The organism is Arthrobacter sp. YA7-1 (genome assembly GCF_025960325.1).
GTDB lineage: Bacteria > Actinomycetota > Actinomycetes > Actinomycetales > Micrococcaceae > Arthrobacter > Arthrobacter bambusae_A.
In genome coordinates this window covers 708,593-733,676 of sequence record NZ_CP110114.1, presented here as the reverse complement: position 1 = coordinate 733,676, position 25,084 = coordinate 708,593, and the positions used below count along the sequence as shown (strand labels likewise).

The following is a 25,084-nucleotide window of genomic DNA, read 5'->3' as shown; positions in this document are numbered from 1 at the left end:
CGTGTCGTACCAACCTTCCGAGAACCGATACCCATCAGCCGGACAGACTGCCATGCCCTATCGCAGGATCGGCCGCAGCGGATTGCGCCTGCCGGCCGTATCGTTGGGGCTTTGGCACAACTTCGGAGACGAAAAGCCCTTCGAAACGCAGCGGGCGATCCTGCGCCGTGCCTTCGATCTCGGGATAACCCACTTCGACCTCGCCAACAACTACGGAACGCCGGACGGTTCGGCCGAAACCAACTTCGGGCGGCACGTGAAAGAAGACTTCGCTCCCTTCCGGGATGAATTGATCATCTCCACGAAAGCCGGCTACCGCATGTGGCCCGGACCGTACGGGGATGGCGGTTCCCGCAAGTACCTGCTCTCAAGCCTGGATCAGTCGCTCAAACGGATGGGGCTGGAATACGTCGATATCTTCTACAGCCACCGATTCGATCCCGACACCCCGCTCGAGGAAACCATGGCTGCGCTGGACACCGCAGTGCGATCGGGACGTGCCCTCTATGCGGGTATTTCCAGCTACTCGGCGGAATACACTGTCAAAGCCGCCAGAATCCTCCGGGAACTCGGTACTCCCATGGTGATCCACCAGCCGAACTACAACATTGTTGACCGCTGGATCGAAAAGGGCGAACCAAGCCTTTTGGACGTCCTGGAAGACGAAGGCGCGGGGACAATCGCGTTCGCACCCCTTGCAGGGGGCCTGCTCACTGAGCGGTACACGCAAGGCATCCCCCAGGATTCCCGCGCAGCCACGGGGTTCTTTTCCGAAACGTCGTTCACCCAGCAGAAAAAGAAGCTCGTCCACGACCTCGCCGGCATCGCCGCCGGGCGCGGCCAGACGCTTGCACAGATGGCCATTGCCTGGGTATTGCGCGAGCAGCACAAGGGCGCGACTGTGGCGTCTGCCTTGGTCGGTGCCTCGAGCGTGAAGCAGCTGGAGGACAACGTGGGCGCCGTGGCCACGCTTGATTTCCAGGCAGAGGAATTGGCGGCCATCGACTCCCTCCTCACAGGAGACAGGGTCCCCGCTCACAGCTGACGGACGCCTCGCGACCCGGCAGAAACCTGTGGGGCCGAAGAGCACTCCCCTGCTTCGGTTTCCGGGTCTATGCTGGGTTTCCTGGTTGCGCCGCCTCGCCCAGGCGCTCCGAACTTCTACCGGGAGCGATGATCCATGAACAGCTGCGAAACAGTCCTGGCAGGCCTTGAAGCAGAATTAGGCTGGATCCGGGACACGTACATCGATCTTCATAGGCACCCCGAGCTGAGCCTTGAGGAGCAGGGGACTTCAAAGCTCGTCGAGGGCAAACTCGCGGCATTCGGCTATGACGTAACCCGCGTCGGGGGCACCGGCGTCGTCGGAATCCTTGCAAACGGGGACGGCCCAACAGTGCTTGCCCGCGCGGACACGGACGCGTTGCCCGTCGCCGAGGCGACCGGGCTGCCTTATGCCTCGGCCGTGGACGGGGTCATGCACGCGTGCGGGCACGACCTTCACGTCGCCGCACTGCTCGGCGCGGCCAAGCTCATGGCGGACGCCCGCACAGCCTGGTCCGGGACGTACATCGCGCTGTTCCAACCCGGGGAGGAGATCGGAGCCGGATCCCAAGCAATGCTCGACGACGGACTCGTCGCCAAAGTGCCGCGGCCCGACGTCGCCTTCGCCCAGCATGTGATGCCGCTCCCGGCGGGGATGGTCGCCACCACGGCCGGGCCTGTCCTCTCCGCCGCCGATTCGCTCAGGATCACCGTGTACGGGAAGGGCGCGCACGGCTCGATGCCGCATATGTCCGTTGACCCCGTGGTGCTGGCTTCCTCTATCGTGCTACGGCTGCAGTCCATCGTCTCGCGGGAGACCAAGCCGGGCGATTTCGCGGTTGTCACGGTGGGGGCGCTCAACGCCGGAGCGACGGCGAACATCATCCCCGACCGCGCCACCCTCCTGCTCAACATCCGCACGTACGATACCCAGGTCCGCGCGTCCGTGCTCGCGGCCATCGAGCGGATAGTCAAGGGCGAGTGCTCCGCCGCCGGATCGCCGCACGACCCCGATTTCGAGTACTACGACCAGTTCCCGCTCACCAGCAATGACCCTGCGGTAACGGAGAAGGTCCGGGCCGCATTCCTGGACCGCTTCGGGGCGGACTCCGTGCGCCAGGCCATACCGCAGACAGCGTCGGAGGACTTCAGCCGCATTCCCGACGCATTCGGCGTGCCATACACGTTCTGGCTCCTGGGCGGCGTGGACCCCGGAAGCTACCGGGCCGCCGTCGAACGCGGGACAGTGGCCCGGGACATACCGGCCAACCACTCGCCGCTCTTCGCACCGGTGATCGACCCGACCCTGTCCCTAGGCGTCCAAACCCAGGTGGCTGCAGCGCTGTCGTATCTGGCTTAGGAGTACCACTGCCACTCGGGAGGGGCCCAGCCCGCCGGAACCTGATGGCTGTCCTTCGTACCGCACCGTGCGCAGCTGTAGCTTGCCGACGGGGGCCGCAATCCGCTGCCATCGACGGCGTAGACCGCCGGAACATACTCATGGAATGTCAGGGGAAACCCCGGGCCGCACCGCCCGCATGCCGGCACCCTGGGGGGCGCGGCGGGGACACAGGCACGATGAGCGGCCATTCGATGTACAGCACGAGCAAGCGGCATGGTTCTCCCTCACCTCATCCAGCGGGTAGTGGGTCAAACCTTATGCCAGGATTCGCCGAAGGGCCATGGGCACGTCGAAAGAGATGGTTCGCAATCAGTTATGGTGTGGCGCTGTGGTGCTTCCTTGCTAGAACCGGGTAGTGCCGCGCAGCCGGCGGGGACGGCCGTCCGGGTCCACGACGAAGCGGCTGAGCGGATCCGCCCACAGACGTTGGAGGGACGGCACGGGTTCCGGGGTGTGGTGCCGCACGTTTCCGGTGGGGCGGGGCGAGCGGCGCCCGGATTCATGCCAGTGGTCCAGAATGTCGGCGGCGGCGTTCCATAGCTTGAGCCCGGCCGCCGGGTCGTGGAGCACGGGATCGTCCTGGTCCAAGCCCAGGTGTTCGGCCCAGAGCTGGCGCCGGAGCCCGCTGGCCAACGGGCGGGAAGCGTCGCGGCCGTTATCGGATCGAGGCAGTTCCCCCTCGTCGGTAGTCGTGTCGACTACGGCACAGGTGAGCTCGCTGTCAGTGGTCCAGGAACGGCGGTTGAAATTGTCTGAACCGCAGGTGAACCAGATGTCGTCGATGATGCAGATCTTGGCGTGGACGTAGATCGGCGTTCCGGAACTGTTCTCCAGGTCGAACACGCCGACCCTGTCTGGTGCCGTCCGACGCAACATCCTGAGGGCGCGAATTTGCCCGATCCGGCTCGCCGGCCCCATCAGCGAACCGTCGGAGTCGGGGTAGCGGGGCACGACGGCGATCACCCTCAGCTCGGGGTTCCGTTCGAGGGCCGCTGCGATTCCGGCCGCCACCTCTGCGGACCACAAATACTGGTCCTCGATGTAGATCAGCGAGCGGGCGCGGGCGAAGGCTTTCGCGTAGCCGCGGGCAATGCTGCGTTCCCCTTCGGGCGCGAACGGGAACGGCGGACGTTTCACCCCGTAGGTGCGCAGGAGCTGGACGGAATGGGGGCCGGCCGCCGGTGGCGGCGGTGCAGCCGCAGGGAGCGGCTCGGGGTGCCGGGGCATGCGGGCCAGGCACTGCAGCAGCATCCGGTACGGGGTGCGCCGGTCCAATGGATGGGGGTCGTTCCACCGTTCAGCGAACACTGCCAGCACATCCGCCACCACGGGTCCACGCAGTTCGAGCGCGGCATCATGCCACGGGGGACGTTTCCCGTACCACGGATCCATGGTCACCGCCTGCGGGTCCCCCGTATGGCCGGCGTCGTCCCGGCGGCTGTGCGAAAGGTCGAGACCGCCAATAAACGCGACGTCCCGCGACGGATCGTCACGACGCCGGATGACGAACATCTTCTGGTGGTGGGAGCCGAACAGGCGCACACGCTGATCCAACAGCACCTCTCCGCCGGCGTCGTTGATCTTGCGACTCAGGAGTTCGTTGGATCGCCCGCTCATCGGGGCCGATACCCGTTCTCCGTGGGATCTCCAGACAAGGCCCCGCACTTCCACCCCGGAGCGGGCCAGCCCGGCCAGCAAGTCACCGATCGTCGGCCCGTCTTCCAGAAGCCGCTCGTCCGCGTCGCCGCGCCAGTCGGTGAACCACACGCGGTCTCCCGCCCGCAAGGCAGTCAGCTCTTCATGCAATCGGGCAAAGTAGCTCGATCCGTGAATCAAGGGCCGCACGAGGTTGCCGTCGGACCACGATGGAGAACCCGCACCGCCTGAGTGCACCTCCGTGGCCAGATTCCCCCGCTCAGCGCGGCTCAGGAACCAGCTACCAGCGTCGTTGTCCACTCAGTGCTCCTTCCGGGGGCCCGGAGGCCAATCCTCGAATGTCCCGTCTGCAAACAGCATAGAAGGTAACCTTACTGATCAAGTCCATGCGCATTGGAAGGCGGAAGACGATGGGTGTTCACCCCGAAGGCACGTCGGACAACGAGTCAGCCGGAGGCACGGGCGAACTCACTGACGACCGGTTCGTCGGTGACGCCGACCTTGCCCGGTGGAAGACCCCTGCCGGCAGGTGGCTTGCCTCCCGCGCGCAACGCGTCAGCGCCCGGCTCGGCCCCTATGGCGTGCTGATCCTGATCCTGGCTGCCGGAGCCGTGGTCGCATCACTGCTGGCCTTCACGACAGGCCTTGTATATGAGGCGGTAACAGAAGCAGATGGCGTCGCCGCCCTGGACCACCCGGTCCTTGAAGCAGCGATGACCCTGCGCAGCCCCGCACTGGACGCGGCAGCCACTGCATACACCGATCTGGGTGGAGGAATCGGGATGCCGATCCTTGCGGTGATCGCGACGGCCGTTCTGGTTCTGCGGCGCCGTTCCTGGACCCCCGCGATCCTCATCGTGACAGCCGCGGCCGGTTCCCTGCTCATGACAGTCGCCGGCAAGCAGCTCATCGGCCGGGCCCGGCCGCCGCTCAGTGACGCTGTGCCGCCCTACGAGTATTCGCCGTCGTTTCCCAGCGGGCATTCGCTCAACTCGTTCGTGATCGCCGGAATTGTCGCCTATCTGATCATCCTGCGCTGCCGCTCCCGCCGGGCCCGCGCCTGGACGGTGACCGGGGCTGCCCTCTTCGCCCTGACCATTGGGCTGAGCCGCGTGTTCCTGGGTCATCACTGGCTCACGGATGTCCTGGCGGCGTGGACCCTTGGCGCCGCCTGGCTGGTCCTGGTCATCACCGCGCATCGCCTTTACCTCACCGCCCGAAAGACTGAGAAGCAGGGCCATTCCCTGGGCGGGACCGCAGGCGGTTGAAAGCCGGACCCGCTGCGGCCGGGCGACAGGAACACATCATGGGTGCTGTTGGTCCTTCATGGCAGGGTCCGCCTCGTCGAGGGCGGTGATCATCCGTTCCAGGCGGGCCACGCCGGCAAAGCCGCCGGCGTTGTCCGTGACCAGCAGCGGACTGAACCGGGTGTCCTGGGTCCGGGTCATGGAACGCGCCAGCGCCTCGCTGAGCGGTGTGTCGAGATTGACCTTCATTCCCGGAGTGGCGCCGGATCGCAGAAGCTCGCGCTCAACCCGGGCCAGGCCAAGACTGTTGTGATGCAGACTCAGGGCGGCTGGTACGACCTCAAGCTCACCGCTGCGGCGGATCCGAAGCTCCTTCGGATCCTGGCAGGACGGCTCGACGACGGCCGGGCGCTCACGTCCGACCCCCGGCTTTAGCCCCCGGCGCCCCGATAGTGCTCGGCCAGCCGTGCCAGTCCCTCATCAAGGGAGACCGCGGGCGTCCAGTCGAGGAGTTCCCGGGTCTCGCGCTGGTCGAACCAGTGGGCGGTGGAGAGCTGCTCGGCGAGGAATCTGGTCATCGGCGGCTCTTCTTGGCGCCCTGTCCAGGTCCAGAGCCTTTCCACCACGGCTCCCGCCGCCCGCGCCACAGCACCCGGCACGGTCCACGACGGCACGGCGACGCCCCCTGCTGCGCATATGCCTGCGAGCAGTTCGCCGACCGGGCGCGGCTCGCCGTTGCTCACGACGACGGATCGGCCATGGACATGTTCCATGCGGTGCAGCGCGGCGACGATGGCCGAGGCGGCGTTGTCCACGTAGGTGGTGTCGATGAGGGCCGCACCGGCGTCGAGCAGCGGGAGGCGGTTGCGGCTGGCCCGGGCCAGGACCCGTTCCACGAGCTGGGTGTCGCCGGGGCCCCAAACGATATGGGGGCGCACCGCGGCGACCCGGAAGTCCGGAGCGTCCGCTGCTAGCGCCAGCAACTCAGCTTCGGCCTTGGTGCGGGAGTAGTTGCCGTGCGCATGCTGCGGATCGGCTGGCTCCGCCCCCAGCCCGACGATCGAGGTGCCGGAGTTGGCCACCGACGGGGAGGAGACGAAGACTACGTCCCGTACCCCGGCCGCGCGGGCGGAATGGAGCACCTTGCGGGTCCCCTCGACATTCACCTCGTCGAACTCCGCTGCACGGCCCGTGAAGGATACTTTCGCGGCCAGGTGGATGATTCCCTCCGAGCCTTCGACTGCTCTCCGGAGTGCCGCAGCGTCCGTCAGGGAACCGCGGAAGTCCGTCGCGCCGTCGACTCCTGAGGGACGGCGCTGAAACGTGGCCACGACGTGGCCTTGGCGGACCAGTAGCCGGGCAACTTCCCGTCCGAGCAGCCCGCTCGCGCCGGTGACGAGGACCCTCACGGCTCTCCAGGCCGGCCGCCGGCCAACACCCGTGAAGCCCAGCGGGACAGCCGGGTCCTGTCGATCTTGGCGTTGTGTCGGATATCGGTGGGCTGCGCGGGGACCGCGAGCACAGCGGAGACCATGACGCCAGCCTCAAGGGCTGCCTCGCGGACACGTGCGGCGAGCGCCGGCGCAGCAAGGCCGGCTTTGCGGGAGGGAGGGACAGTCTCGACGACGGCGACGACGGCCTGGGTCCCCGCCGGTCCGACGCCGGTGATGGCGGCCAGCCGGACGCAGTTGAGGCTTTCGATCGCCCGTTCGGCACCCACGGGCGTCACCACCGCCCCGGGCGCCGTCACGACATGGGCGAGACGTCCTTCCACCCAGAGCCGTCCGGCGTCGTCGAAGTGGCCCACGTCGCCGGTGCGGTGCCATCCGGGCGGGCTGATGCTCCCCCGCTGGGTCAACCACAGCCTGTCGTAGGCTTCCTTGACGTGTGCGGCGCTGACGAGGATTTCCCCGGTCACGCCAGCTTCCGTCACTGCATGGGATCCAGGTGCGGTCCCATCCGCAGCCAGTGGGACGACGGCCACTCTGGCGCCATGCACGGGCTTCCCGACGCACACGCCGTTGCCTGCTCCCGCAACCGTACCGGCGGCGGCTTCGGCGTCGGCGGCCTGGATTTGTTCGAGGCTGATATCGGTGACAGGCAGCGCCTCGGTCATCCCGTACGGGGTATGCAGCGAAGCCCGGGGCAGCAGCTGCTGCACCTGCGCCAAGAGCCGTTCCGGGACGGGCGCGCCGGCAGAGAGAAGCAACCCGACACCTTCCAGGGCTGGATGCCCTGCCCCGCTCACGTCATCCCGGGTGGCAAGGACGTTGCGCAGCGCAGCCGGAGAAGCGAAGACGACGGTAGCGTCGATGGCCGCTGCTGCGTCCGCCAGCGCGCGGGCCGTCAAGGTGCGGGGCGCAGTAACGTCCATGTCTGGCGTCACCGAAACAGCTCCGAGCGCGGGCCCCAGCAGGGCGAACGGGGCGAAACCCGCCACGAGCCGGGCACCGGGACCGATCCCGAAAGTTTCGGCCAGCGTATCGCGCATCGCGGCCAGCTGCCTGTGCGTATAGAGCACGCCTTTCGCCGGACCGGTGGAGCCTGAGGTGAAGAGCACGGCGGCCGGCGCATCCGGGTCCACAATGTGCACGGGCAACCCTGAACCATGCTTGGCACCGAGCCCGGCCAGGGCGGTGAGAGAGGTTTCGACACCCAGGATCCGGCGGCGGGCAGCCGGTAGGTCCCGGACGCTGATCCGCCGTCCCGGCCAGCCGAGCACCGAGGCGGCTGCCAGCGCTTTGTCGATTCCGATGAGGAAATCGGCGGTGGCGCCCTTCAGCGCCCGGCTCAGGCCTCTGGTTCCCAATCCGGCGTCGGCCACGACCACTACCGCGCCGATCCGCAAGCACGCGTAGAGGGCTACGGTCAGGTCCACTCCGGGCGGAACCATCAGGCTCACCCTGCTGCCGTTCCCTACCCCGGCTTCCCGCAACCCCGACGCAAGGTCAAGGATGTTCCGGTCCAGCTGCTGCCAGCTGAGGGAACGGCCGACGCTGCCGTCCGGAGCCATTTCCGCAACGGCGATATCTTCATTCGCCGGTCCCGTCGCGAGCTCGCCGAGCGATTCCCAAAGCGCCCGGAAACCCGCCTGCGAGCGCTCGGCCGCACCGTTCCGCCCGTGACCGCCGCTCGTTGGCTCTTCGACTGTGTCAGGCTGGCTTGCACTCACACCCCCGTGCTCGGCAAGCCACTGGAAGACAGGTGTGGCAATGTCCCGGTCTTCCGCCACGAGGTGTCCCGCGCCTTCGAAGCGGTGCACGTCGGCGTGCGGAAGCCGCGTGATGAGGTCTTTGAGGTACCGGTCGGAAAAGATGGGATCCCGGGGGCCCCAGAGCATCAGGGCCGGGACCTTCAGCCCGCGCAACCCTTCCGCGACGCATGTGAGCGCAGGGAAGCTCGGATGGGAAGCATCCGCGGGAATATCCGCCACAAAGTTCCCTACCCCGGCCCGGCGGGAGGCTCCGCGGTAGGGGGCCATGTAGGCGTCTCGAATGTCGGCGGGCAGCGGCGGGTTCGCCAGCGAGTGTGTCACCCGCAGAAAGGCGTCCGACGTCGTCGTGCCCCACCGGTGAACGAGCGGGTGCAAGGCAAGCCGGAGGGCTGGCGGGATTGCCGAATCGGAGGGGTGATGCACGGCGGTGTTGGTCAGCACCACGCCCTTGACCTGCCGCGGGTGCGCCAGTGCCCAGCCCAGGCTGATGACGCCGCCCCAGTCGTGACCCACCGTCACCACCGGGCCGTCCAGGTCCAGTGCGTCCGTGAGGTCGCCCAGGTCGTTGATCCGGTCCGCCAGGCGCCGGAAGGTGCCGCTGCGCTCGGAGTAGCCCATGTCCAGTTGGTCTACCGCCACAACCCGCCACGGATGGGCCGCGTCCGATCCGGCGGCCAGCAGGGTCCGCCACAGATAAGACCATGTGGGGTTGCCGTGCACGCACAGCAGGGTGCCGGCGGGAGCCAGGCCGCGGCGGGAGAGCTGGGCGCCGTTGTCCAACACGTGCCAGCGGCGCACGGTGCCTGGCGCATCGACGGCGGAAGTGGACGGGACGCCGATTGTCCGGGACCACTCCGGATCGACCCCGGGCCAGAGGGTGGCTACCAAACGATTTCCACCATTCCCGCGTTCAGCCCTGAACCAACACCCATGCACAACACACGGTCTCCGGAGCTCAGCGACTGCGCCTCGGCTGCCAGGGTCATCGGGAGCGAGGCCGGGCCAACGTTGCCCCAGTGCGGGAACGTGATCGGAACCTTGTCCGCGTCCAGATCAATGGCATTGATGATCGCTTGGGTGTAGGCATTGCTGACTTGATGCGTGACGTAGCGGTCCATGGCGGCCCAGTCCCACTCCGGCTGGGCTTCCTGCCAGGCGTCGACGACCAGCTGGAGGCCGCCATCGAGCAGCCCTTTCGTGTCGGTGGTCATTCCGTCGATGCCTCCCACGCACAATTCGTGGTGTTCCGTGCCGGCACGCATCACGCCGCCAATAAGCCGATGCGCCCCGGGGTGCTCGTCCGCGGGGCCCAAGACTGCTGCGGCAGCTCCGGAACCGAGCGTGAGGGTGGCGAACTCCCGGCCGAAGTCTTCACGGGTGGTCTCAGGCCGCTGCAATCGGGCCAGTGTGGCTTCCTGGGTCACCTGGGCGTCCTCGCCGTTGACGATGACCGCGTACTTGATCTGTCCGGAGTCGATCATGTTGGCCGCCAGGATCAAGGCGTTCACGAATCCAAGGCAGGCGTTGGCCAGGTCGAAGTTCATGGCCGACGACGGCAGGCCGAGTTCGTGGTGGATCTTCACCGCCACGGATGGTTCGAGATTGCGCCGCGTGACCGAAGTATTGATCAGCAGGCCGATTTCGGACGCTTCGACGCCGGCCTCTGCCAAGGCCTTCGCGCCGGCTTCGACCGCTGCGTCATCGAATGATGTCCCGGCGGCCCACCAGCGGCGGTGCGTGATGCCGGCCACGCGCTCAAGCAGCCGCGGCGGGAACTTCAACCGCTGCAGCGTTGAAGCCAACCTGCGGTCGAAATCCGTGGAACTCACGATCCTCGGAGCCTCGATACAGCTCACCGAGAGGAGCGCGGTGTTACTGTGCCTGAAGGTTGCATTCCCTGCCAAGTCAAGCCCCTGTTCGTATCCGTGCTGCATCCATGCGGTGACTGTACCCATAAGTGCAAGCCCAAGAGCTTAACTATGCCCGTCCAACCGCGGATCCCGCGCATTTTGTGTGGAATTACGCAGCTTCCTTGGTTTCGGCGTCGTGAATATTTCGATCCCGGTGAGCCATTCGCACGAAGACGGTCCGGACTTGGCTGCGAAAGGTCAGGTCGTTTTTCCGGCTGACCACGATCACTGCGCAGAAGGCGGTCAACAGCACAACAGTACCGGCGACTGCCACCGCCCACCGCGGACCGAATTCAGTGCCGATCCACCCCATGAGTGGGGCGCCCAAGGCAGTCCCACCCTGCATGACAGCCATGTACAGCGCCAGCACGCGCCCCCGGAATTGTGGTTCCGCCGAGAGCTGGATACTCGTATTGCAACTGTTCAGGAAGGTCATGGATCCGATGCCGACCGGAATCAGCGACGCTGCGTAGAGCCAGAATGACGGAGAGATACTCCCGATGAGGGTGAAGATGCCCATGGTGATGGCCCCGAGCAGCAAAAAACGCATCCGCGGACCGGACCTCCTGGCCGCCATGAGCGCCCCGGCCAGCGTCCCCACCGCCATGATGGAACCCAGAAGGCCGAATTCCCCGGGCCCCATGCCGAACGCCGTCGTGGACATGAGCGCATTGGTAACGGGAAAATTCATGCCGAATGCCCCCAGGATCCCGACCATGACAAGAATGAGCACCAGGTCCGGGCGTCGGCTCACGTAGCCAAGGCCCTCCACCACCGGATGCTTCCCGTTGCCTGCCGGTGCCGAGGGGAACAGCGCGGAAGGCTGAATGCGCCACAATGACACGAGGACGGCGGCGAAACTGGCCGCGTTGAGCAGGAAGACGGGTCCCGTGCCGATCCAGGCGATCAGGACCCCGGCGATGGCCGGTCCAGTGAGCCGGGCGGTGTTGAAGGAAGCAGAGTTCAGTGCCACGGCATTTGCAACATGCTCTTGCCCCACGAGTTCGGAAACGAAGGCCTGGCGAGCCGGCCCGTCAATGGCGCTGGCCACTCCAAGGCAAAGGGCGGCCACATACAGTTGCCACAACTGCGCCGAGCCGGTCAGGACCAGAAGCCCGACAAGCAATCCACAAAGGCCCATGGCCGACTGTGTCCACCGCAAGATCCTCAGTTTGCGGTATCGGTCTGCAATCACGCCCCCGTAGGGACCAAGCAACAGCATGGGCAGGAACTGCAGCCCCGTGGTAATACCCACGGCTGTGCCGGAATGATTGGTCAGGACCGTCAGCACGAGCCAATCCTGCGCGACCCGCTGCATCCACGTGCCGATGTTGGACACCATGGCTCCCGAGGCCCATAACCGGTAGTTGCGGTTTTCCAATGCCCGGAACATCGCGCTCATCGTGCGCTCAACTCCTGCAGGATGTGCGCCGCGCGGCTGAGCGTCAGGCGCTCTTCCTCACTGAGTCCGGCAACCCGATGAGCCAGCCACGCCGTCCGCTGGCTCCGGGCCTCGTCCAGGACTTCCTCACCGGCCGGAGTGATTCCCACCTGGACCTGGCGGCCGTCCACCGGATCCGCTGACCGCGACGCAAATCCCTTTTCGGTCAGCGAATTCACGATCCGGGTCATCGACGGCGCCTGAACATGTTCCCGCTCGGCCAGTTGCCGAAGGGTCTGGGAGCCGCTCCGAAGGTGCGCCAAGACGGTGTACTGGCCCGGCGTGAGGACATCGCCGCTCGCCTCGATCCGCAGCCGCCGGGACGTGCGCATCACGGCAGTCCGCAGATCGATCGCAAGCACGTCCGGTTGGATGTCATCCGTCGGGTGCGGGGAATCTTTGTTGGTGTCAGTCATGGTGCCTCCAGGGGTGGCCGCCAGCCACGGTTAGCGACGCTAATTAGCAATGCTAACTATATTCTAGCCCCTTTCGCCACACGGGGCTTCTCCCTAGGCGCCCGGGTAGTCTCCAGCTGCGATATCCGCGAGCAAGCTGGGGTGCGTCGGTTCCCACCCGAAGGTCTCGCGTGTCCAGACGCTTGACGCGGGCTGGTCGACGCTGAAGATGGCCCCGAGCGGCCCGAAGGTCTCGGCCGGCACTTGCCGGAGCGGAAGGCCGAGCTGCTCGCCGATCGCGGACGCCAGCGAGAGCATCGTGTCGCCCTCGTCCGCAACAGCGTTCACTGTCGTTCCGGGCTCACCCCTCTCCAGCATGATGCGGAACAATGCCGCGGCGTCGCGACGGTGCACGGCCGGCCAGCGCTGGCTGCCGTCGCCGACATAGGCGGACACGCCGGAACGCTGCGCCGCGGCAATCAGGATGCCGGCGAAGCCATACGCGACGTAACGCTCGTGCACCGACCGGGGCAGGCGCACGGTCGACGTGCGCACCCCCTGGGAGGCGAGATCGAGGATCCGTTGCGCGTTGATCCCACGGCCCCCGACCGGCCCCGCCGTGATCAGCGGATCCTGCTCGGTTGAAGAGCGGCCTTCCACCGCCGTCGTACCGGAGACGATCACGAAAGGCTTGTCGGTTCCAATGAGAGCGGCACCGATGGTGTCCATCGCCAGGCCTTCCTCGGCGATGCTCCGCTCGAGATCGGAGAAGTCATTGCTGAAGGCCAAATGGATCACGCCATCAGCGTCGGTGGCGGCGGCCGTGAGCACCTCAAGATCGCCGAGGCTCCCGCGCAGCGGCGTGCCGCCCGCGTCGACGACCTTCTGCTCGGATGACTCCGAGCGGGCAAGCCCGACGACTTCGTGACCGTGGGCGACGAGCTCCTGGACGACCGCCGATCCGATTCCCCCGGACGCTCCGGTGACGAAAACACGCATGGGCAAACTCCTTCCTGATGCGACTTGTATCCCATCACTTTAGCATCGTTATGCGACTAAAGTCTCATCACTTACAATGGGAGAATGCCACGCTGGAAACCGGATGCTCGCGAGCGCTTTGTCGTCGCAGCTCTGCACTTGTTTACCGAACAGGGTTACGACGAGACGACGGTGGCCGAGATCGCCGATCGGGCGGGTCTGACCAAGAGCACGTTCTTCCGTCATTTCAGCGACAAGCGCGAGGTGCTGGCCGCCGGCCAGGAGACCCTGTCGCGACTCCTCGCCGGGGGCATTGCCGCCGCTCCGGCCGGGGCGAGCCCGCTATCCGCGGTTGATGCCGGCCTCGCGCACGCCGCCAGCACGATGACCTCGTTCAACCGCGAACTCGGCCCCCGCCTCGAGGCAGTGATCGCAACCAGTTCCGAACTGCAGGAACGCGCCGCGCTCAAGAGAGTCGGCATGGCCGCGGCGATGGCTGATGCGCTCCGCGACCGAGGTATCGAGGAGACGATCGCCATAATGGCGGCGGAGCTCGGCGTGCTGGCCTTCAAAGCCGGATTCGAAGCGTGGACCGCCGAGGGTAACAAGCAGAGCCTCGGCCAGCTCACCTCGGCCGCCCTGCACCGGCTTCGCTCCGCCGTCACGCAGCTCAGCTAAATGCTTGGCCAGATGGAAAGGGCGATCGGCACGAGGGTTGTCTTCGGCGCGTGCGACGTAGCCAACGAGAGACCAGGAGCGTCTTGGAAGACCACGTCGAAATCCGCAGTCCCTCAACGATCCACCAGCCAAGGGCCGGAGGGGTGATTTCCCTCTTCCCGGGCTACGCGACTACCTGAGGCCATAGCCGCCCAAAAATCAGCCGGTCCAGACCGGATGCTTCGATTGTTCACGGAACCTTGGAGAAACCGACAAATAACCCGGGCCGGGATACTTCGCGAACTCGGCGAAGCCGTACACTTTCGGCCATGGGGAGTGAGTCAAAGTCCACCGCATGGTCATGGCCGGTCATCGGACGGGCCGGGGCTGGCCTCTGCGCGGTGGCCAATCTGTCCATTCTTGGTGTGATCATCGCCGACGCGGAGACCAGCAGCACTGCGGCAGTCCTCGCCGCCATGGCGCCCCCGAAAGGGCCGCTCGGGCTGCTGGCTTTCGGGGTACATGCCTCGATCATCCTCGGCGCTGTTGTCGCGGTGAACTCCCTCCCGGGCCCCGGTTACGGGAAGAGTATCTTCAGGCGCAACAATCTCTCCGGGCTGAGAAAAGCGGCCCCCGCACTACCGCTTTTGGCCGTTTCGTCCCTGCTCTACTGGTGTGGCTACATGGGCGTCACATGCTTCGCCTGGAGACGCAACGAGCCCGCGTCGGAGATTGCGGGCGTCAGCGCAGATGGCGCTGTTCTTGGAGCTGCCGCTTTCGCCCTTTGGCTGATCTTCGTCGCTCTCGGAATGAGGTCACAGCACGCTCCGGGAAACGCGTCGCCGGAACAAACGTAGCCTCACCCGCCGTCGCGCATCTTTCAGCGCCGCCGCTGGCCAATTTGGCCGCTATACCTGCAGCTCAAAGCCGCAATCGGAGCCCCCTGTCGGATTCGAACCGACGACCCCCGCTTTAGGACCCAGGTCCTCTGTGCGCCTTGAATATGTCCCTCTCCCCCGGAATCTAGGGGTTTTTGTAGGCGACGATGGGTGATGAATTGTCATTGGTTGACGCTGATTAAGGTGAGTTAAAGGTGAGTCGGTTGCAATCTCCGGGGCCTCGCTCGGCCAAGTCGCCGCTTGTGGAGCTCGTCCCCTACTTGGACATTCTCGTGCTCGACCACAGGAGCACAGGAGCACAGTAAAGCCCAACAGCTCTGCTGCTTTCCCGCACAGATGTGGCGTCGTGTTTGGGCCCTTACCGCTGACCACAGGCAGCCGTAGTCATCGCTGTTTGTCATTCTGATCGTCGATTATCGCTGGGCCGGCCCTCCGCGCAACCAGGGCGTTTTGCGCCGGCCCCAATCCAAAACTTCGCTCGGCGCTCCGCTTCTTTCCTCGCGAACTTTCGGATCGTTCCCGGTTCCCCAAGTTGCACTCCGGCCCCTCATGCCCAGCGGAGGCGCCTCTATCAGAACGACGCCGGAACCTAACGCCCACTCGCCCACTGGCGACGCCGCCTCGGAAAGAGAAGGACCATGGAAACGCTCATGATCAAAACTGCTGCCGATGTCCTCAGTTTCCCCGGCCACACCCCAAGTTTCTGGCCGCACGAAAGCCTCGTGTGCATCACCCTGGACACCGACCACATCGGCGTGACGGGGTGATAACACCGATACAAACACGGCGAGTACGGGTCCGTCCTGGACCCCGGACAGGACGGAGCCGAGCATTTCCAAATCGAATTCGACGGGTCCAGGGTCCGAACTGCCGCCTCGCTCGACGGGAAAGATGGAACCGGCTCGGGGCCTACTGGATATCAGCTTCATCAGCGACGACCATGCCGGGCTCTTGCGTTTCACAGAAGCTCTCGCTGGGATTGCCGCAAAGGATCTGACGGAGCGCCGACTTTGAGAGCGTCACCTTTACGAGCTGAACCTTGGCCAATGCCCGGGACTCTCAGCTGGGGCTTCCGTCGCAGTGCAGGAACATGAAGAGCATTAGCGTCGTTGAAGATCTCGCTTCTTGGCCTGAATGAGCGCACACACAAGTGGACGGCGGTGCGTCGAACTGACAGCCGAAGATCGGGCGGTGGATGGTTAAGAATAGGCGACGGCGTGCCGACGTCGCCGAGGGCCTGCCAGACGCGTCTGCAACTCTTCGGCGGTCGGCGGGTTGGCGCCCGGGCGGCTCACTGTGATTGCGGCGGCCATCGACGCGGTCTGCCCAATGGCTTCGAGCCCGGGCGGCGTAAACGCTTCGTCGCCCCGGGTCAGCAGTCCGAAGATGAGTGCGGACATGTAGGAGTCGCCGGCGCCGATGGTGTCGGCAACGTCGGTTTTCACGGACGGGATGCTGAAGCGGCCGCCGGGTGTGGCGACAAGGGCACCGTCGGCGCCCTTGGTGATGACGGCCAGGCGCGCGCCATGTTGCAGCAAGTGGGAGGCGACGTCGTCCGGGGACCATCCGGGGTAGAGCCAGTGTGCATCTTCGTCGCTGAGTTTGACGACGTCCGTGAGCGGAAGCAGGTCCTCGAAGATCGTCGTTGCCTCGGTGTGGCTGCCAAGGAGAGCAGGGCGGATATTGGGGTCGTAAGTGACCAGGCAGGACTGGTGGCACTGCTCGAGAAGAGTGCGGACGGTGCCGGCTCCCGGGGCCAGGAACGTAGCGATCGAGCCCGTGTGCAGAATTTTCGGGATCATGGCCGGCGCCACAGGTGCCAGCTGCCAGGCGATGTCGAACTCGTAGCTGGCTGAGCCGTCGGCAGCCAATGTCGCGGTGGCGGTTGCCGTCCGTTCAAGGGAAGCGGATCCGGGAAGAAGCTCGACGCCTGCGCTGTGGAGGTGGTTGGTGATGGCGGTGCCGTGCTCGTCGTCGCCGATTGCCGTGAGCAGCCCGGTCCGGATGCCGAGCCGCCCGAGGCCATAGGCGACGTTGGCCGGGGACCCGCCCGGATAACTGATGGATCCTTCGGGGCCGTTGACGATGTCGATCAGGGCTTCGCCGATGACAACAGCGTCTATCAGCTCGTGGTTGGAGCCGTCCGGTTGGGGTTTGTGCATCGGGGTTCTTTCTTCGGGTTGACTGGTGGGAGCCCGGTATGGATCCGTCCGCGGACCTGTTGGCAGGTCCGCGGACGGAGAAGGGGCTCCGGTGGAGCGGGAGGTGCCGGTGGGCCCGTCAGGCCTTTGCGGCTCCTGTCATGATTGCGACGGCGTCGGTCATGCTGTGGGACTGCGGGGTGATGGTGGCCGCGCACTTGCCCAGGCGCTGGATGTGGATCCGGTCGGCCACATCGAACACGTGCGGCATGTTGTGGCTGATCAGGATGACCGGCAGGCCGCGGTCGCGCAGGTCGCGGACCAGTTGGAGGACCTGGTTCGATTCGCGCACGCCCAGGGCCGCCGTCGGCTCGTCCAGAACGACCACCTTGGACCCGAAAGCCGCCGCGCGTGCCACGGCGACGGCCTGGCGCTGGCCGCCGGAAAGGTTCTCGACCGGAACTGTGACATCCTGCAGGGTGGAGATGCCCAGCCGGGTCAGCTCTTCCTTCGCCTTCCTGCGCATGCCTTTGGTGTCGAGCATCCGGAACACGCTCCCCAGGAGGCCCGGGAGTCGTTCTTCACGGCCGAGGAACAGGTTCGAGGCGACATCGAGGGCCGGGGAGACGGCCAGGTTCTGGTAGACCGTTTCGATGCCGTGGACCCGCGCGTCCTGCGGTCGTTTGAAGTGGACCTGCTGTCCCGATACGTAGAGCTCCCCGGCGTCGGGGACTTCGGCGCCGGTGAGGCACTTGATGAGCGTGGACTTGCCGGCGCCGTTATCGCCGATGACGGCCAGTACCTCGCCCGGGTACAGGTCCAGGCTCACGCCGTCGAGGCCGACGACGCGGCCGAAGGTCTTGACGAGGTTCCTGGCCTTGAGGATGGGTTCGCGGGTGTTGGTGTGGGAGGCTGCAAATTCTGTCGTGGTCATGACTTGACCTTTCGGATCCACTGGTCGATAGACACGGCAACGATGATCAGGATCCCGACGGCGAGAGTCTGGTAGAGGACGTCCAGGCCTGCGAGTGAGAGACCGTTGCGGAAGATGCCGACGATCAATGCGCCAAGCAGGGAACCCCAGATGGAGCCGCGGCCGCCGAAGAGGCTGGTTCCGCCGATCACGACGGCGGTGATGGAGTCCAGGTTCAGGTCGACCCCGGCGTTCGGGCTGGCGGCGTTCGTCCGGCCTATCTGGATCCAGGCACCGACTGCCAGCACCGCCCCGGCGGCAAGGTAGACGCTCATCAGAACGCGGCTCACAGGAATGCCGGCCAACCGGGCGGCTTCCTTGTCATCGCCCACGGCGTAGACGTGCCGTCCCCAGGCGGTCTTGCCCAGGATGAAAGCGACCACGACGTAGAGCAGGATCATCATGACGACGCCGGTGGAGATGCGTACGGGTCCGATCGGGAACGTGCTTCCCAGCCATGTGAGCACCGGCGGCATCGCGGATCCGCGGACCGTGCTGCCGCCGGAGTAGAGCAGCGTCAAAGCGACGAAAATGTTCAGCGTTCCGAGGGTGACGATGAACGGCGGGAGCCGGAATCTGGTCACCAGGAAGCCGTTGAGTGCCCCGGCCGCCAGACCGACGGCGAGACCTGCAATGAGGGCGAGCGGCCCGGGGATGCCGTTGCTGACTGCGAGCTGGGCGATCACCATTGAGGACAGGATCATGACCGCCCCGACCGAGAGGTCGATGCCGGCCGTCAGGATGATCAGGGTCTGGGCGATCGCCAGGGTGCCCACCACCGCGACCTGCTGCGTGATGAGAGACAGGTTCTCCACCCGCAGGAAGCGCTCATTGAGGATCCCGAAGACCACCACCGCGATCAGCAGGACAATGGCGGGGCTGAGGGCCGGGTAGCGGTGGAGAATGTTGCGGATTCTGCTGAGAGGGGTCTGGCGGTCGAGGAATTCCTCGGCCAGGTCAGCATGACCGGCGCTCGGCGGGCCGGCGGTCTGTTGCTGGGTCACTTGAATTGCTCCTGAACTTCAATGTTCTATAACTGTTGTCGTGCTGGGTATTCTGCGGGGAGGCGCTTTTAGCGCGCCCCCCGCAGAGAGAGGCGTTACTTGCCCCAGCAGATCTGGGAAGCAGCCGTCGTGTCGATGCTCTGCAGTCCGGAAACTGCCTTGTCCGTGACGAGTGCGGAGCCGGTGTTGAAGAAGTCCAGGCCCGCTGAGACCGTGGGCTTCTTGCCTGATGTGGCCAGGTCCTGGATGGCCTGGACGCCCAGCTGGGCCATCTTCACCGGGTACTGCTGGGCAGTGGCACCGATGATGCCGGACTTGACGTTGTTCACGCCGGTGCAGCCGCCGTCGATGGAGACGACCAGCACGCCCTTGTCCTTGCCCGCGGCCTTCAGGGCCTCGTAGGCGCCTGCCGCGGCAGGTTCGTTGATCGTGTAGACGACGTTGATGTTCGGGTTCTTGGACAGCAGGGTTTCCATTGCCGTGCGGCCGCCGTCTTCGGCGCCCTGGGAGGCCTGGTTGCCGACGATCTCGTAGTCCCCGCCCTTGCCGCCGGTGTACTTGCCGGTCTTGGCCTCGTCACCGTTTTTCGTCTTGTCGGCGGTGTCGATGCCCAGGCCGGTCAGGAACCCCTGGTCGCGGTTGTAGTCAACCGAGACGACCTTGTCGCTGAACAGGTCCACCAGCGCAATGGTGGCCTTCTTGCCGTCCAGCTGCGCCGCGGTCCACTGGCCGATCTGCTTGCCGGCCGCGAAGTTGTCGGTAGCGAAGGTGATGTCCACGGCACTTGCCGGGTCCGGCGGGGTGTCCAGGGCGATCACGTACAACCCCGCGTCGCGGGCCTTCTTGATCGCGTCGACGACGGCCGGGCCGTTCGGGGTGATCAGGATGCCCTTGTCACCGCTCGAGATGGCGTTCTCGATGGCCTGGATCTGAGTGTCCTCGTCGCCGTCGGACTTGCCTGCAGCGAGCTTCAGGTCAATATTGCCGCCTTCGGCTGCCTTCTTCGCGCCGTCCTCCATCGCCACGAAGTACGGGTTGGAGGTGGTCTTCACGATCAGCGAAACGCCGATCTTTCCTGCGGCACCTCCGCTGGAGGAAGAGCTAGAGGAACTGCCTCCGCAGGCGGTCAAGCTAAGTGCGCCGAGGGTCAGGACTGCGCCGGCGGCAAGAAGGCGGGTCGCGGCCGGCCTCGGGGCTTTGGAACTCAACATTGAAACTCCTGTGTTTGTGGCGCCTTTCCGGCGCCAGACAACGATGTCATGTATCATGTAACCAAGCTCACACTGGGGAGTCAAGTGTTAATCGATGATGAGGAGCAGTTCGTTGACAACGGTGTCTAATCGTTACCAATCCGTTTCCGGGCGGAGGCCTCCGACGATGAAAAACGTCGCGGATCTCGCGGGAGTCGGGATCAAGACGGTCTCAAGAGTCGTGAACAACGAACCAGGCGTTTCGGAGGAAACACGCCAGCGGGTGCTCAGGGCCACGGAACAGCTGCAGTATCACCTTGACATGACGGCGGGCAGCCTGAAACGGTCCGGACGCAAGACCCAATCCATCGGGTTATTGCTGCCCAGTGTTTCCAACCCCTTCAGCGGCGAGATCCACAGGGCACTGGAAGACGCACTGACCGAGCGCGGGATTGCGGTTTTCGCCTCAAGCCTGGATGACGATCCGGAGCGGGAGAAAAAGCTGATTTCCGCTTTCCTGGGGCGCCGGGTCGACGGACTTGTCCTGACCCCGATCGCCAGAAGCCAGGCCTACGTCATCCCGGAGCACTCACGGAACCTGCCCATGGTGTTCATCGACCGCGAGCCGGTAGGCATCGAAGCCGACGCGGTGGTCACGGACAATGAGACGGGCGCCTCAAAGGCGGCCGCGCACCTCATCCGCCACGGCCACACCAGACTCGCCTACCTCGGCGACCGGACAGACATCCAGACGGCAACGAAACGCCGCACGGGGTTCCTGGAGGAAATCGGCAGGGCAGGAATTGCGACCTCGACCATCCCGGTGCGCAACGGACTCCACGACGAGGAGACCGCCCTCCGGGCGGCGATCGAGTTGCTCACCTCGGAGAACCCTCCCACCGCGATCTTCTCCAGCCAGAACCTGATCACCTTCGGTGCCATGCGCGCGCTGAGATCCCTTGGGTTGCATCACAAAGTTGCCTTGATCGGATTTGACGACTTCACCCTGGCCGACATGATGGAACCGGGGATCACCGTGATCGCCCAGCACCCCGAGCGCATCGGCAAACTCGCCGCCGAACGGATCCTCGCCAGAATCGACGGAGACGACGGCGCCCCGAAAACCTACATCGTCCCGTCAGAACTGATCCCTAGGGGATCAGGCGAGCTCCCGCCACTGAACTAACAACCAACTCTGCAAGACATCCGAACCCACCAAGTAAGGACCGGACATGACCAAAACACTGTACGCGGAATTCACCGTCAGACAGGGCAGCGAAGCGAGGGTGGCCGAAATGATGGCCGAGCTCACCGCTCACGTCCGCCGGGAACCCGGGAACGTCATGTTCCTGCCCTACACCCGCGAAACCAACCCGCGGGAATACTTCGTGTTCGAGGTCTACCGCGACCAAGCGGCATTCGAGGAACACATCGGAGCGGAATACGGCCGGAAATTCAACGCCGAACTCGCCGAGCACATCGAAGAAGACGGCTCCGTCCTGACCTGGCTCCACCCACTGATTTAGGGCCCGCCAAGGCAGAAAAGTGCGCAGGGCTGAAAAGCGCCTGCACCCCAGCGGTCGTTGCTGCTCCCGGACTACTTCGGGAGCAGCAACGACCATTGCGCATTTAATACGCAATTCAACTGAAGCCAGGAAGCACAGGCAGCACCACAAGGGATCCGTCCATCTCTATGCCCGGCCACGCTCCAGCAAAGGACACCATGGGGCGGGTGCAGAAGCATACTCAAGAGTGGATGATGCGCCTGGAAATCTGGCACCACCGGGCAGACGACCCCCTCCGTCATGGAAGCGATGGGCACTGGCTGGAAGTGCCATTCGTCGTGTCCCATCCTCCTCAGGAGGACTCGTGGACGCCTGTTTCCTGATGCGGCGCCGCTCCGGCGCATTTTCGTAGCCCGCTCCGGTTGCAGGATGAGGTCTGCTGGCTGCTCTCCTGACCCGGCATGATTGCCCCGGTACGTGCATGATGCAAGGGCCGCTGGGTGCGGCGCCCGCAACGGTGAAGTTGCGGGCGCCGCGGTCTGATCAATGCGATGGGGCTTCCGGTTATTGCCAGGCCGACTTCATCTGCTTGACGTCCAGAGAAGTAAGAACAGCGTTTCCTCCGTTGGCGAAAGCTTCGATGCCTTGGCTGGATGGGTCCGGGAAGATCTGGTCTGTCAGGACGATTTTCCCGTCGTCGGCGAAGACTTCGACCGAGGACCAGTCAACCAGGATCCGGAGTTTGACTGTTCCTCCGCTTGTCGTGAGCGGCGCGGTCTGACCTCCGGGGAAGCTGGGGTTGAATCCCACGGCGCCGGACTTGGTCCGGTCGATGTAGACCTGTCCGGATTTGTTGTCATAGCCGATGAGTGTTTCCTGGCCGGACCCGGTGCGGACTTTCAGTCCGTAGGAGCTTGCAGTACCGGCAGTGAAGGACGCCGAGATGTCGAGCGCCTTCCCTGTGGCCGGCAGGACGATGCTTCCGGCAGGGACGGACATGTTCTCCTTGTGGACGGACGGCCCCGTAGTGAGCTGGTTGAGCTGCTTGACCGGTGTCTGCATCAGGCGGGGTTCGCCGTCGACGGTTTGGAGGGACAGCTCCCGCGGGACGGTCATGGCGCTGCGCCATGGTGAGGTGGGAATGGATCCTCCATAGTCCCAGTTGTTCATCCAGCCGATCATGATCCGCTTGCCGCCAGGGGCGTCATTGAAGGTGACACCGGCGTAGTTGTCCTTGCCGTAGTCGACCCAGTGAGCGCGTTGGACTGCGGATTGTGCCGCTGTGTCTGAGAGGGTGAAGTCGTCGGCCAGGATGTGTCCCCAGCCGCCGGTGTTGTGGTCGACGACCTGGATCTGCGCCTGCTTGCCGATCAGGTCGCTCAGGTCCCACGACGCCCAGTCCAGGTTCTCGCTGTTTGCGCCCGTGGCGGAGCGCACCACCTTGCCGTCGACGACGAGATTAACGGAGGTCTGCGTGTCCCAGGACTTGGCCGGGGCGTTGGCGAAGACGATGTCGCCCACCATGAGGTGGCCCCATCCGCCGGTGGACCCGTCGTTCTGGTCCACGACCTGGATCTGCGCCTGCTGGCCTTGGTACTTGCTCACGTCCCAGTTAGTCCACGTCAGGTCAGGGCTGTTGGGGCCGGTGGTGGTCGCGACGACCTGTCCGCCGATGATCAGGTTGACCGCGGTCGCGTTCGCCTGGCCCCAGGGGTGGTTCCCGCCAGCGACTTGCAGGTCGATGTACGGGCTGTTGACCGTGAAGGTCGGCGAGGTGATGGTGCCCGTGCCGGGATCTCCGGCGGGCGCATAGGTGTCCAGCACCTTGGGGCCGAGCTGGTTGGGCAGGCTCTCTGTCGAGGGCCCGGAGCTGGCGAAGGAACCGGTGGCGGTCCAGCCGGCACCGTAGGTGGTCCCGGAGAAGTCGTTGAACACCTGACCGGCCGGCAGGGTGCCGAACGGGACGGTGTCGGCGGCGTAGGGGTGGTTGCCGCCGCCGACGAGGAAGTTCAGGTGGGATTTGTTGACGGTGAAGGTCTGGGAACTGAGTGTGCCGGTGGGGCCGTCCCCGCCGTTGAAGCTGTTGGCGAAGCCGGTTCCTTCAAAGCCTGTAACGCTGGACTGGCCCGGCAGGCTTCCTGTGGCCGGGGCAGTGCCGAAGGCGGTCCCGGTGGTTTGCCAGCCATCGTAAGTACCGTTATCGAAGTTTCCCAGAGATGTCCCGGCCGGGGGGACGTAGGGTTTGTCATCCGAGGTGAACTTGGTGCCGTCGAAGCTTCCGGTGAAATATTGGACGCCCGAACCTCCTGCGATCCCGCCCGGGTTGAGGTTGACCGTCAGTACCCACTTCTGTTTGCCGGGGTTGGCGGGATCCGGCAGGGGGAACAGGTCAGGACATTCCCAGGCACCGCCCGTGGCACCTGCAGGACCGAAATCACTCAGATGCTTCCACGTTTTCAGGTCAGGAGAACTGTAGAAAGACACCTTGTGCTGGTCGGACAACGCGGCCGACATCAGCCACTCGTGTCCGGCCTCGTACCAGAAGACTTTCGGGTCCCTGAAGTTGTTTGACCCGATGTCCAGCACTGGGTTCCCGGAATATTTGGTGAAGGTCCGGCCTTTGTCCGTGCTGTAGGCGAGTGCTTGGGACTGCTTCCCGGTAGCCTTGTCGGCGGCGGTGTAGATTGCCACCATGGCGGGGTTGCCCGGCCGGCCAAAGCCCGTCGTGTTGTCTTTATCGATGACAGCACTGCCCGAGAAGATCATGTTTTTGTCGTCCTGCGGAATGGCGAGCGGGAGCTGCGTCCAGTGCACCAGGTCCGTGCTGACGGCGTGGCCCCAGGACATATTGCCCCAGGTGTCCCCCGAGGGGTTGTACTGGAAGAACATGTGGTATTCGCCTTGGTAGTAGACCAGGCCGTTCGGGTCGTTCATCCAGTTCGTTGCCGGGCTGAAGTGGAACTGGGGCCGGTATGTCTCGGAGTAGGGCGAGGAAGTTCCGACCGCGCCGGAAGCCGTCGAGGCCGCCCCGGAGGTGTCCGCGGCCAGAGCCGGGCCGGACAGCGGAAGGGCGCTGCCAGCGGCCATGGCGGCGGCGAGGATCAGGGCGTTGAGACGTTTTTTTGATATTGGTCCGGGTGTCAGACCGGGACCGGAATGTGTGCGGCGCACGTATTCACCTTTCGTGTCGACAGTGACAGGCAGGTAATGCCGGTTGTCGCTCGGCTGGTTGTGTGGGGGCCTTGATCGACTCAAATGCTGCACTTGCGTCAGATCCACCGAACGAAGACAACGTTGTCAAAAAGGGAACCTACGGCTTGTCCACCGGACAAGTCAACAGTCAAATCCTCCGACGCCCGGCCTGGCTCAAGTGGTCGTGAACCAACTGTCCGCATGCCGGTGGAAGCCGTTGACAGCCACGAGGTAAC

The 25,084-nt window shown here is 65.0% G+C and carries 21 protein-coding genes; 8 read left to right on the top strand and 13 right to left on the bottom strand.

All coding sequences use genetic code 11. The features are described 5' to 3' along the window. Position 1: 1 nt before the first annotated feature. Positions 2-1,045, top strand: a complete 1,044-nt coding sequence (gene mgrA, locus OIT41_RS03460; RefSeq protein WP_284762511.1) for an L-glyceraldehyde 3-phosphate reductase — start codon at positions 2-4, stop codon at positions 1,043-1,045. A 135-nt stretch (positions 1,046-1,180) separates the two neighbouring features. Next, positions 1,181-2,404: an amidohydrolase gene (locus OIT41_RS03455; RefSeq protein WP_241708033.1), complete on the top strand. Its 1,224-nt coding sequence runs from the start codon at positions 1,181-1,183 to the stop codon at positions 2,402-2,404. Between the two features lie 384 nt (positions 2,405-2,788). On the opposite strand, the gene OIT41_RS03450 is transcribed toward OIT41_RS03455, so the two are convergent. Further along, positions 2,789-4,402 carry a phospholipase D family protein gene (locus OIT41_RS03450; protein ID WP_241708032.1) on the bottom strand — a complete coding sequence of 538 codons (1,614 nt, stop codon included), beginning with the start codon at positions 4,400-4,402 and terminating at the stop codon, positions 2,789-2,791. A 110-nt stretch (positions 4,403-4,512) separates the two neighbouring features. Here OIT41_RS03450 and OIT41_RS03445 point away from each other — a divergent pair, with 110 nt between their 5' ends. Then, complete coding sequence (locus OIT41_RS03445; protein ID WP_241708031.1) at positions 4,513-5,370, top strand: phosphatase PAP2 family protein; 858 nt, start codon at positions 4,513-4,515, stop codon at positions 5,368-5,370. 36 nt (positions 5,371-5,406) lie between these two features. Here the strand turns inward: OIT41_RS03445 and OIT41_RS03440 are convergent, their stop codons facing one another. Beyond that, entirely contained in the window at positions 5,407-5,598 is a 192-nt protein-coding gene (locus OIT41_RS03440; protein WP_241708030.1) for a hypothetical protein, read from the bottom strand. 63 nt (positions 5,599-5,661) lie between these two features. Here OIT41_RS03440 and OIT41_RS03435 point away from each other — a divergent pair, with 63 nt between their 5' ends. After that, positions 5,662-5,784, top strand: coding sequence for a hypothetical protein (locus OIT41_RS03435; RefSeq protein ID WP_264637437.1), 123 nt, complete (start codon positions 5,662-5,664; stop codon positions 5,782-5,784). Here the strand turns inward: OIT41_RS03435 and OIT41_RS03430 are convergent. From OIT41_RS03430 to OIT41_RS03405, 6 genes are all read right to left on the bottom strand, one after another. After that, positions 5,781-6,758, bottom strand: coding sequence for an NAD-dependent epimerase/dehydratase family protein (locus OIT41_RS03430; protein ID WP_241708029.1), 978 nt, complete (start codon positions 6,756-6,758; stop codon positions 5,781-5,783). The two genes, OIT41_RS03435 and OIT41_RS03430, sit on opposite strands and share 4 nt — an antisense overlap. Next, the gene (locus tag OIT41_RS03425; protein WP_241708028.1) at positions 6,755-9,451 is read right to left on the bottom strand and encodes an alpha/beta fold hydrolase; all 2,697 of its coding nucleotides are present in this window, start codon (positions 9,449-9,451) and stop codon (positions 6,755-6,757) included. The genes OIT41_RS03430 and OIT41_RS03425 overlap by 4 nt, the downstream gene beginning before the upstream one ends. Further along, positions 9,445-10,497 carry a 3-oxoacyl-ACP synthase III gene (locus tag OIT41_RS03420; RefSeq protein WP_241708135.1) on the bottom strand — a complete coding sequence of 351 codons (1,053 nt, stop codon included), beginning with the start codon at positions 10,495-10,497 and terminating at the stop codon, positions 9,445-9,447. The genes OIT41_RS03425 and OIT41_RS03420 overlap by 7 nt, the downstream gene beginning before the upstream one ends. Positions 10,498-10,582: 85 nt before the next feature. Then, a complete protein-coding gene (locus tag OIT41_RS03415; RefSeq protein ID WP_241708027.1) occupies positions 10,583-11,875 on the bottom strand; it encodes an MFS transporter in 1,293 nt (430 codons plus the stop codon). Beyond that, on the bottom strand, positions 11,872-12,330 hold the full coding sequence (locus OIT41_RS03410; protein WP_241708026.1) for a MarR family winged helix-turn-helix transcriptional regulator: 459 nt from the start codon (positions 12,328-12,330) through the stop codon (positions 11,872-11,874). The genes OIT41_RS03415 and OIT41_RS03410 overlap by 4 nt, the downstream gene beginning before the upstream one ends. Positions 12,331-12,423: 93 nt before the next feature. Continuing rightward, positions 12,424-13,308, bottom strand: a complete 885-nt coding sequence (locus OIT41_RS03405) for an SDR family oxidoreductase (protein WP_241708025.1) — start codon at positions 13,306-13,308, stop codon at positions 12,424-12,426. An 84-nt stretch (positions 13,309-13,392) separates the two neighbouring features. On the opposite strand from OIT41_RS03405, the gene OIT41_RS03400 reads away from it, so the two are divergent. After that, a complete protein-coding gene (locus OIT41_RS03400) occupies positions 13,393-13,965 on the top strand; it encodes a TetR/AcrR family transcriptional regulator (protein WP_241708024.1) in 573 nt (190 codons plus the stop codon). A 308-nt stretch (positions 13,966-14,273) separates the two neighbouring features. Then, positions 14,274-14,801: a hypothetical protein gene (locus OIT41_RS03395; protein WP_241708023.1), complete on the top strand. Its 528-nt coding sequence runs from the start codon at positions 14,274-14,276 to the stop codon at positions 14,799-14,801. Positions 14,802-16,042: 1,241 nt separating this feature from the next. Here the strand turns inward: OIT41_RS03395 and OIT41_RS03390 are convergent. From OIT41_RS03390 to OIT41_RS03375, 4 genes are all read right to left on the bottom strand, one after another. Continuing rightward, positions 16,043-17,005, bottom strand: coding sequence for a carbohydrate kinase family protein (locus OIT41_RS03390; RefSeq protein WP_241708022.1), 963 nt, complete (start codon positions 17,003-17,005; stop codon positions 16,043-16,045). A 118-nt stretch (positions 17,006-17,123) separates the two neighbouring features. After that, a complete protein-coding gene (locus OIT41_RS03385) occupies positions 17,124-17,918 on the bottom strand; it encodes an ATP-binding cassette domain-containing protein (protein ID WP_241708021.1) in 795 nt (264 codons plus the stop codon). Continuing rightward, positions 17,915-18,961 (bottom strand): ABC transporter permease, encoded by a 1,047-nt coding sequence (locus OIT41_RS03380; protein WP_234750546.1) that lies wholly within the window; start codon positions 18,959-18,961, stop codon positions 17,915-17,917. Before OIT41_RS03380 ends, OIT41_RS03385 begins: the two co-directional genes overlap by 4 nt. 95 nt (positions 18,962-19,056) lie before the next feature. Further along, positions 19,057-20,172, bottom strand: a complete 1,116-nt coding sequence (locus tag OIT41_RS03375; protein ID WP_241708020.1) for a substrate-binding domain-containing protein — start codon at positions 20,170-20,172, stop codon at positions 19,057-19,059. Between the two features lie 166 nt (positions 20,173-20,338). Here OIT41_RS03375 and OIT41_RS03370 point away from each other — a divergent pair, with 166 nt between their 5' ends. Together OIT41_RS03370 and OIT41_RS03365 are read left to right on the top strand one after the other, a co-directional pair. Next, positions 20,339-21,337 (top strand): LacI family DNA-binding transcriptional regulator, encoded by a 999-nt coding sequence (locus OIT41_RS03370; protein ID WP_241708019.1) that lies wholly within the window; start codon positions 20,339-20,341, stop codon positions 21,335-21,337. Positions 21,338-21,383: 46 nt separating this feature from the next. Beyond that, the gene (locus OIT41_RS03365) at positions 21,384-21,677 is read left to right on the top strand and encodes a putative quinol monooxygenase (RefSeq protein ID WP_241708018.1); all 294 of its coding nucleotides are present in this window, start codon (positions 21,384-21,386) and stop codon (positions 21,675-21,677) included. A gap of 543 nt (positions 21,678-22,220) precedes the next feature. On the opposite strand, the gene OIT41_RS03360 is transcribed toward OIT41_RS03365, so the two are convergent. Further along, a complete protein-coding gene (locus OIT41_RS03360; protein WP_308196776.1) occupies positions 22,221-24,827 on the bottom strand; it encodes a GH32 C-terminal domain-containing protein in 2,607 nt (868 codons plus the stop codon). Positions 24,828-25,084 lie beyond the last annotated feature (257 nt).

Coding starts and splice junctions, on each gene's coding strand:
- OIT41_RS03455 (WP_241708033.1), top strand. CDS start 1,181: ATGAACAGCTGCGAAACAGTCCTGGCAGGCCTTGAAGCAGAATTAGGC.
- OIT41_RS03445 (WP_241708031.1), top strand. CDS start 4,513: ATGGGTGTTCACCCCGAAGGCACGTCGGACAACGAGTCAGCCGGAGGC.
- OIT41_RS03440 (WP_241708030.1), bottom strand. CDS start 5,598: ATGAAGGTCAATCTCGACACACCGCTCAGCGAGGCGCTGGCGCGTTCC.
- OIT41_RS03435 (WP_264637437.1), top strand. CDS start 5,662: ATGCAGACTCAGGGCGGCTGGTACGACCTCAAGCTCACCGCTGCGGCG.
- OIT41_RS03420 (WP_241708135.1), bottom strand. CDS start 10,497: ATGCAGCACGGATACGAACAGGGGCTTGACTTGGCAGGGAATGCAACC.
- OIT41_RS03415 (WP_241708027.1), bottom strand. CDS start 11,875: ATGAGCGCGATGTTCCGGGCATTGGAAAACCGCAACTACCGGTTATGG.
- OIT41_RS03410 (WP_241708026.1), bottom strand. CDS start 12,330: ATGACTGACACCAACAAAGATTCCCCGCACCCGACGGATGACATCCAA.
- OIT41_RS03405 (WP_241708025.1), bottom strand. CDS start 13,308: ATGCGTGTTTTCGTCACCGGAGCGTCCGGGGGAATCGGATCGGCGGTC.
- OIT41_RS03400 (WP_241708024.1), top strand. CDS start 13,393: ATGCCACGCTGGAAACCGGATGCTCGCGAGCGCTTTGTCGTCGCAGCT.
- OIT41_RS03395 (WP_241708023.1), top strand. CDS start 14,274: ATGGGGAGTGAGTCAAAGTCCACCGCATGGTCATGGCCGGTCATCGGA.
- OIT41_RS03390 (WP_241708022.1), bottom strand. CDS start 17,005: ATGCACAAACCCCAACCGGACGGCTCCAACCACGAGCTGATAGACGCT.
- OIT41_RS03385 (WP_241708021.1), bottom strand. CDS start 17,918: ATGACCACGACAGAATTTGCAGCCTCCCACACCAACACCCGCGAACCC.
- OIT41_RS03375 (WP_241708020.1), bottom strand. CDS start 20,172: ATGTTGAGTTCCAAAGCCCCGAGGCCGGCCGCGACCCGCCTTCTTGCC.
- OIT41_RS03370 (WP_241708019.1), top strand. CDS start 20,339: ATGAAAAACGTCGCGGATCTCGCGGGAGTCGGGATCAAGACGGTCTCA.
- OIT41_RS03365 (WP_241708018.1), top strand. CDS start 21,384: ATGACCAAAACACTGTACGCGGAATTCACCGTCAGACAGGGCAGCGAA.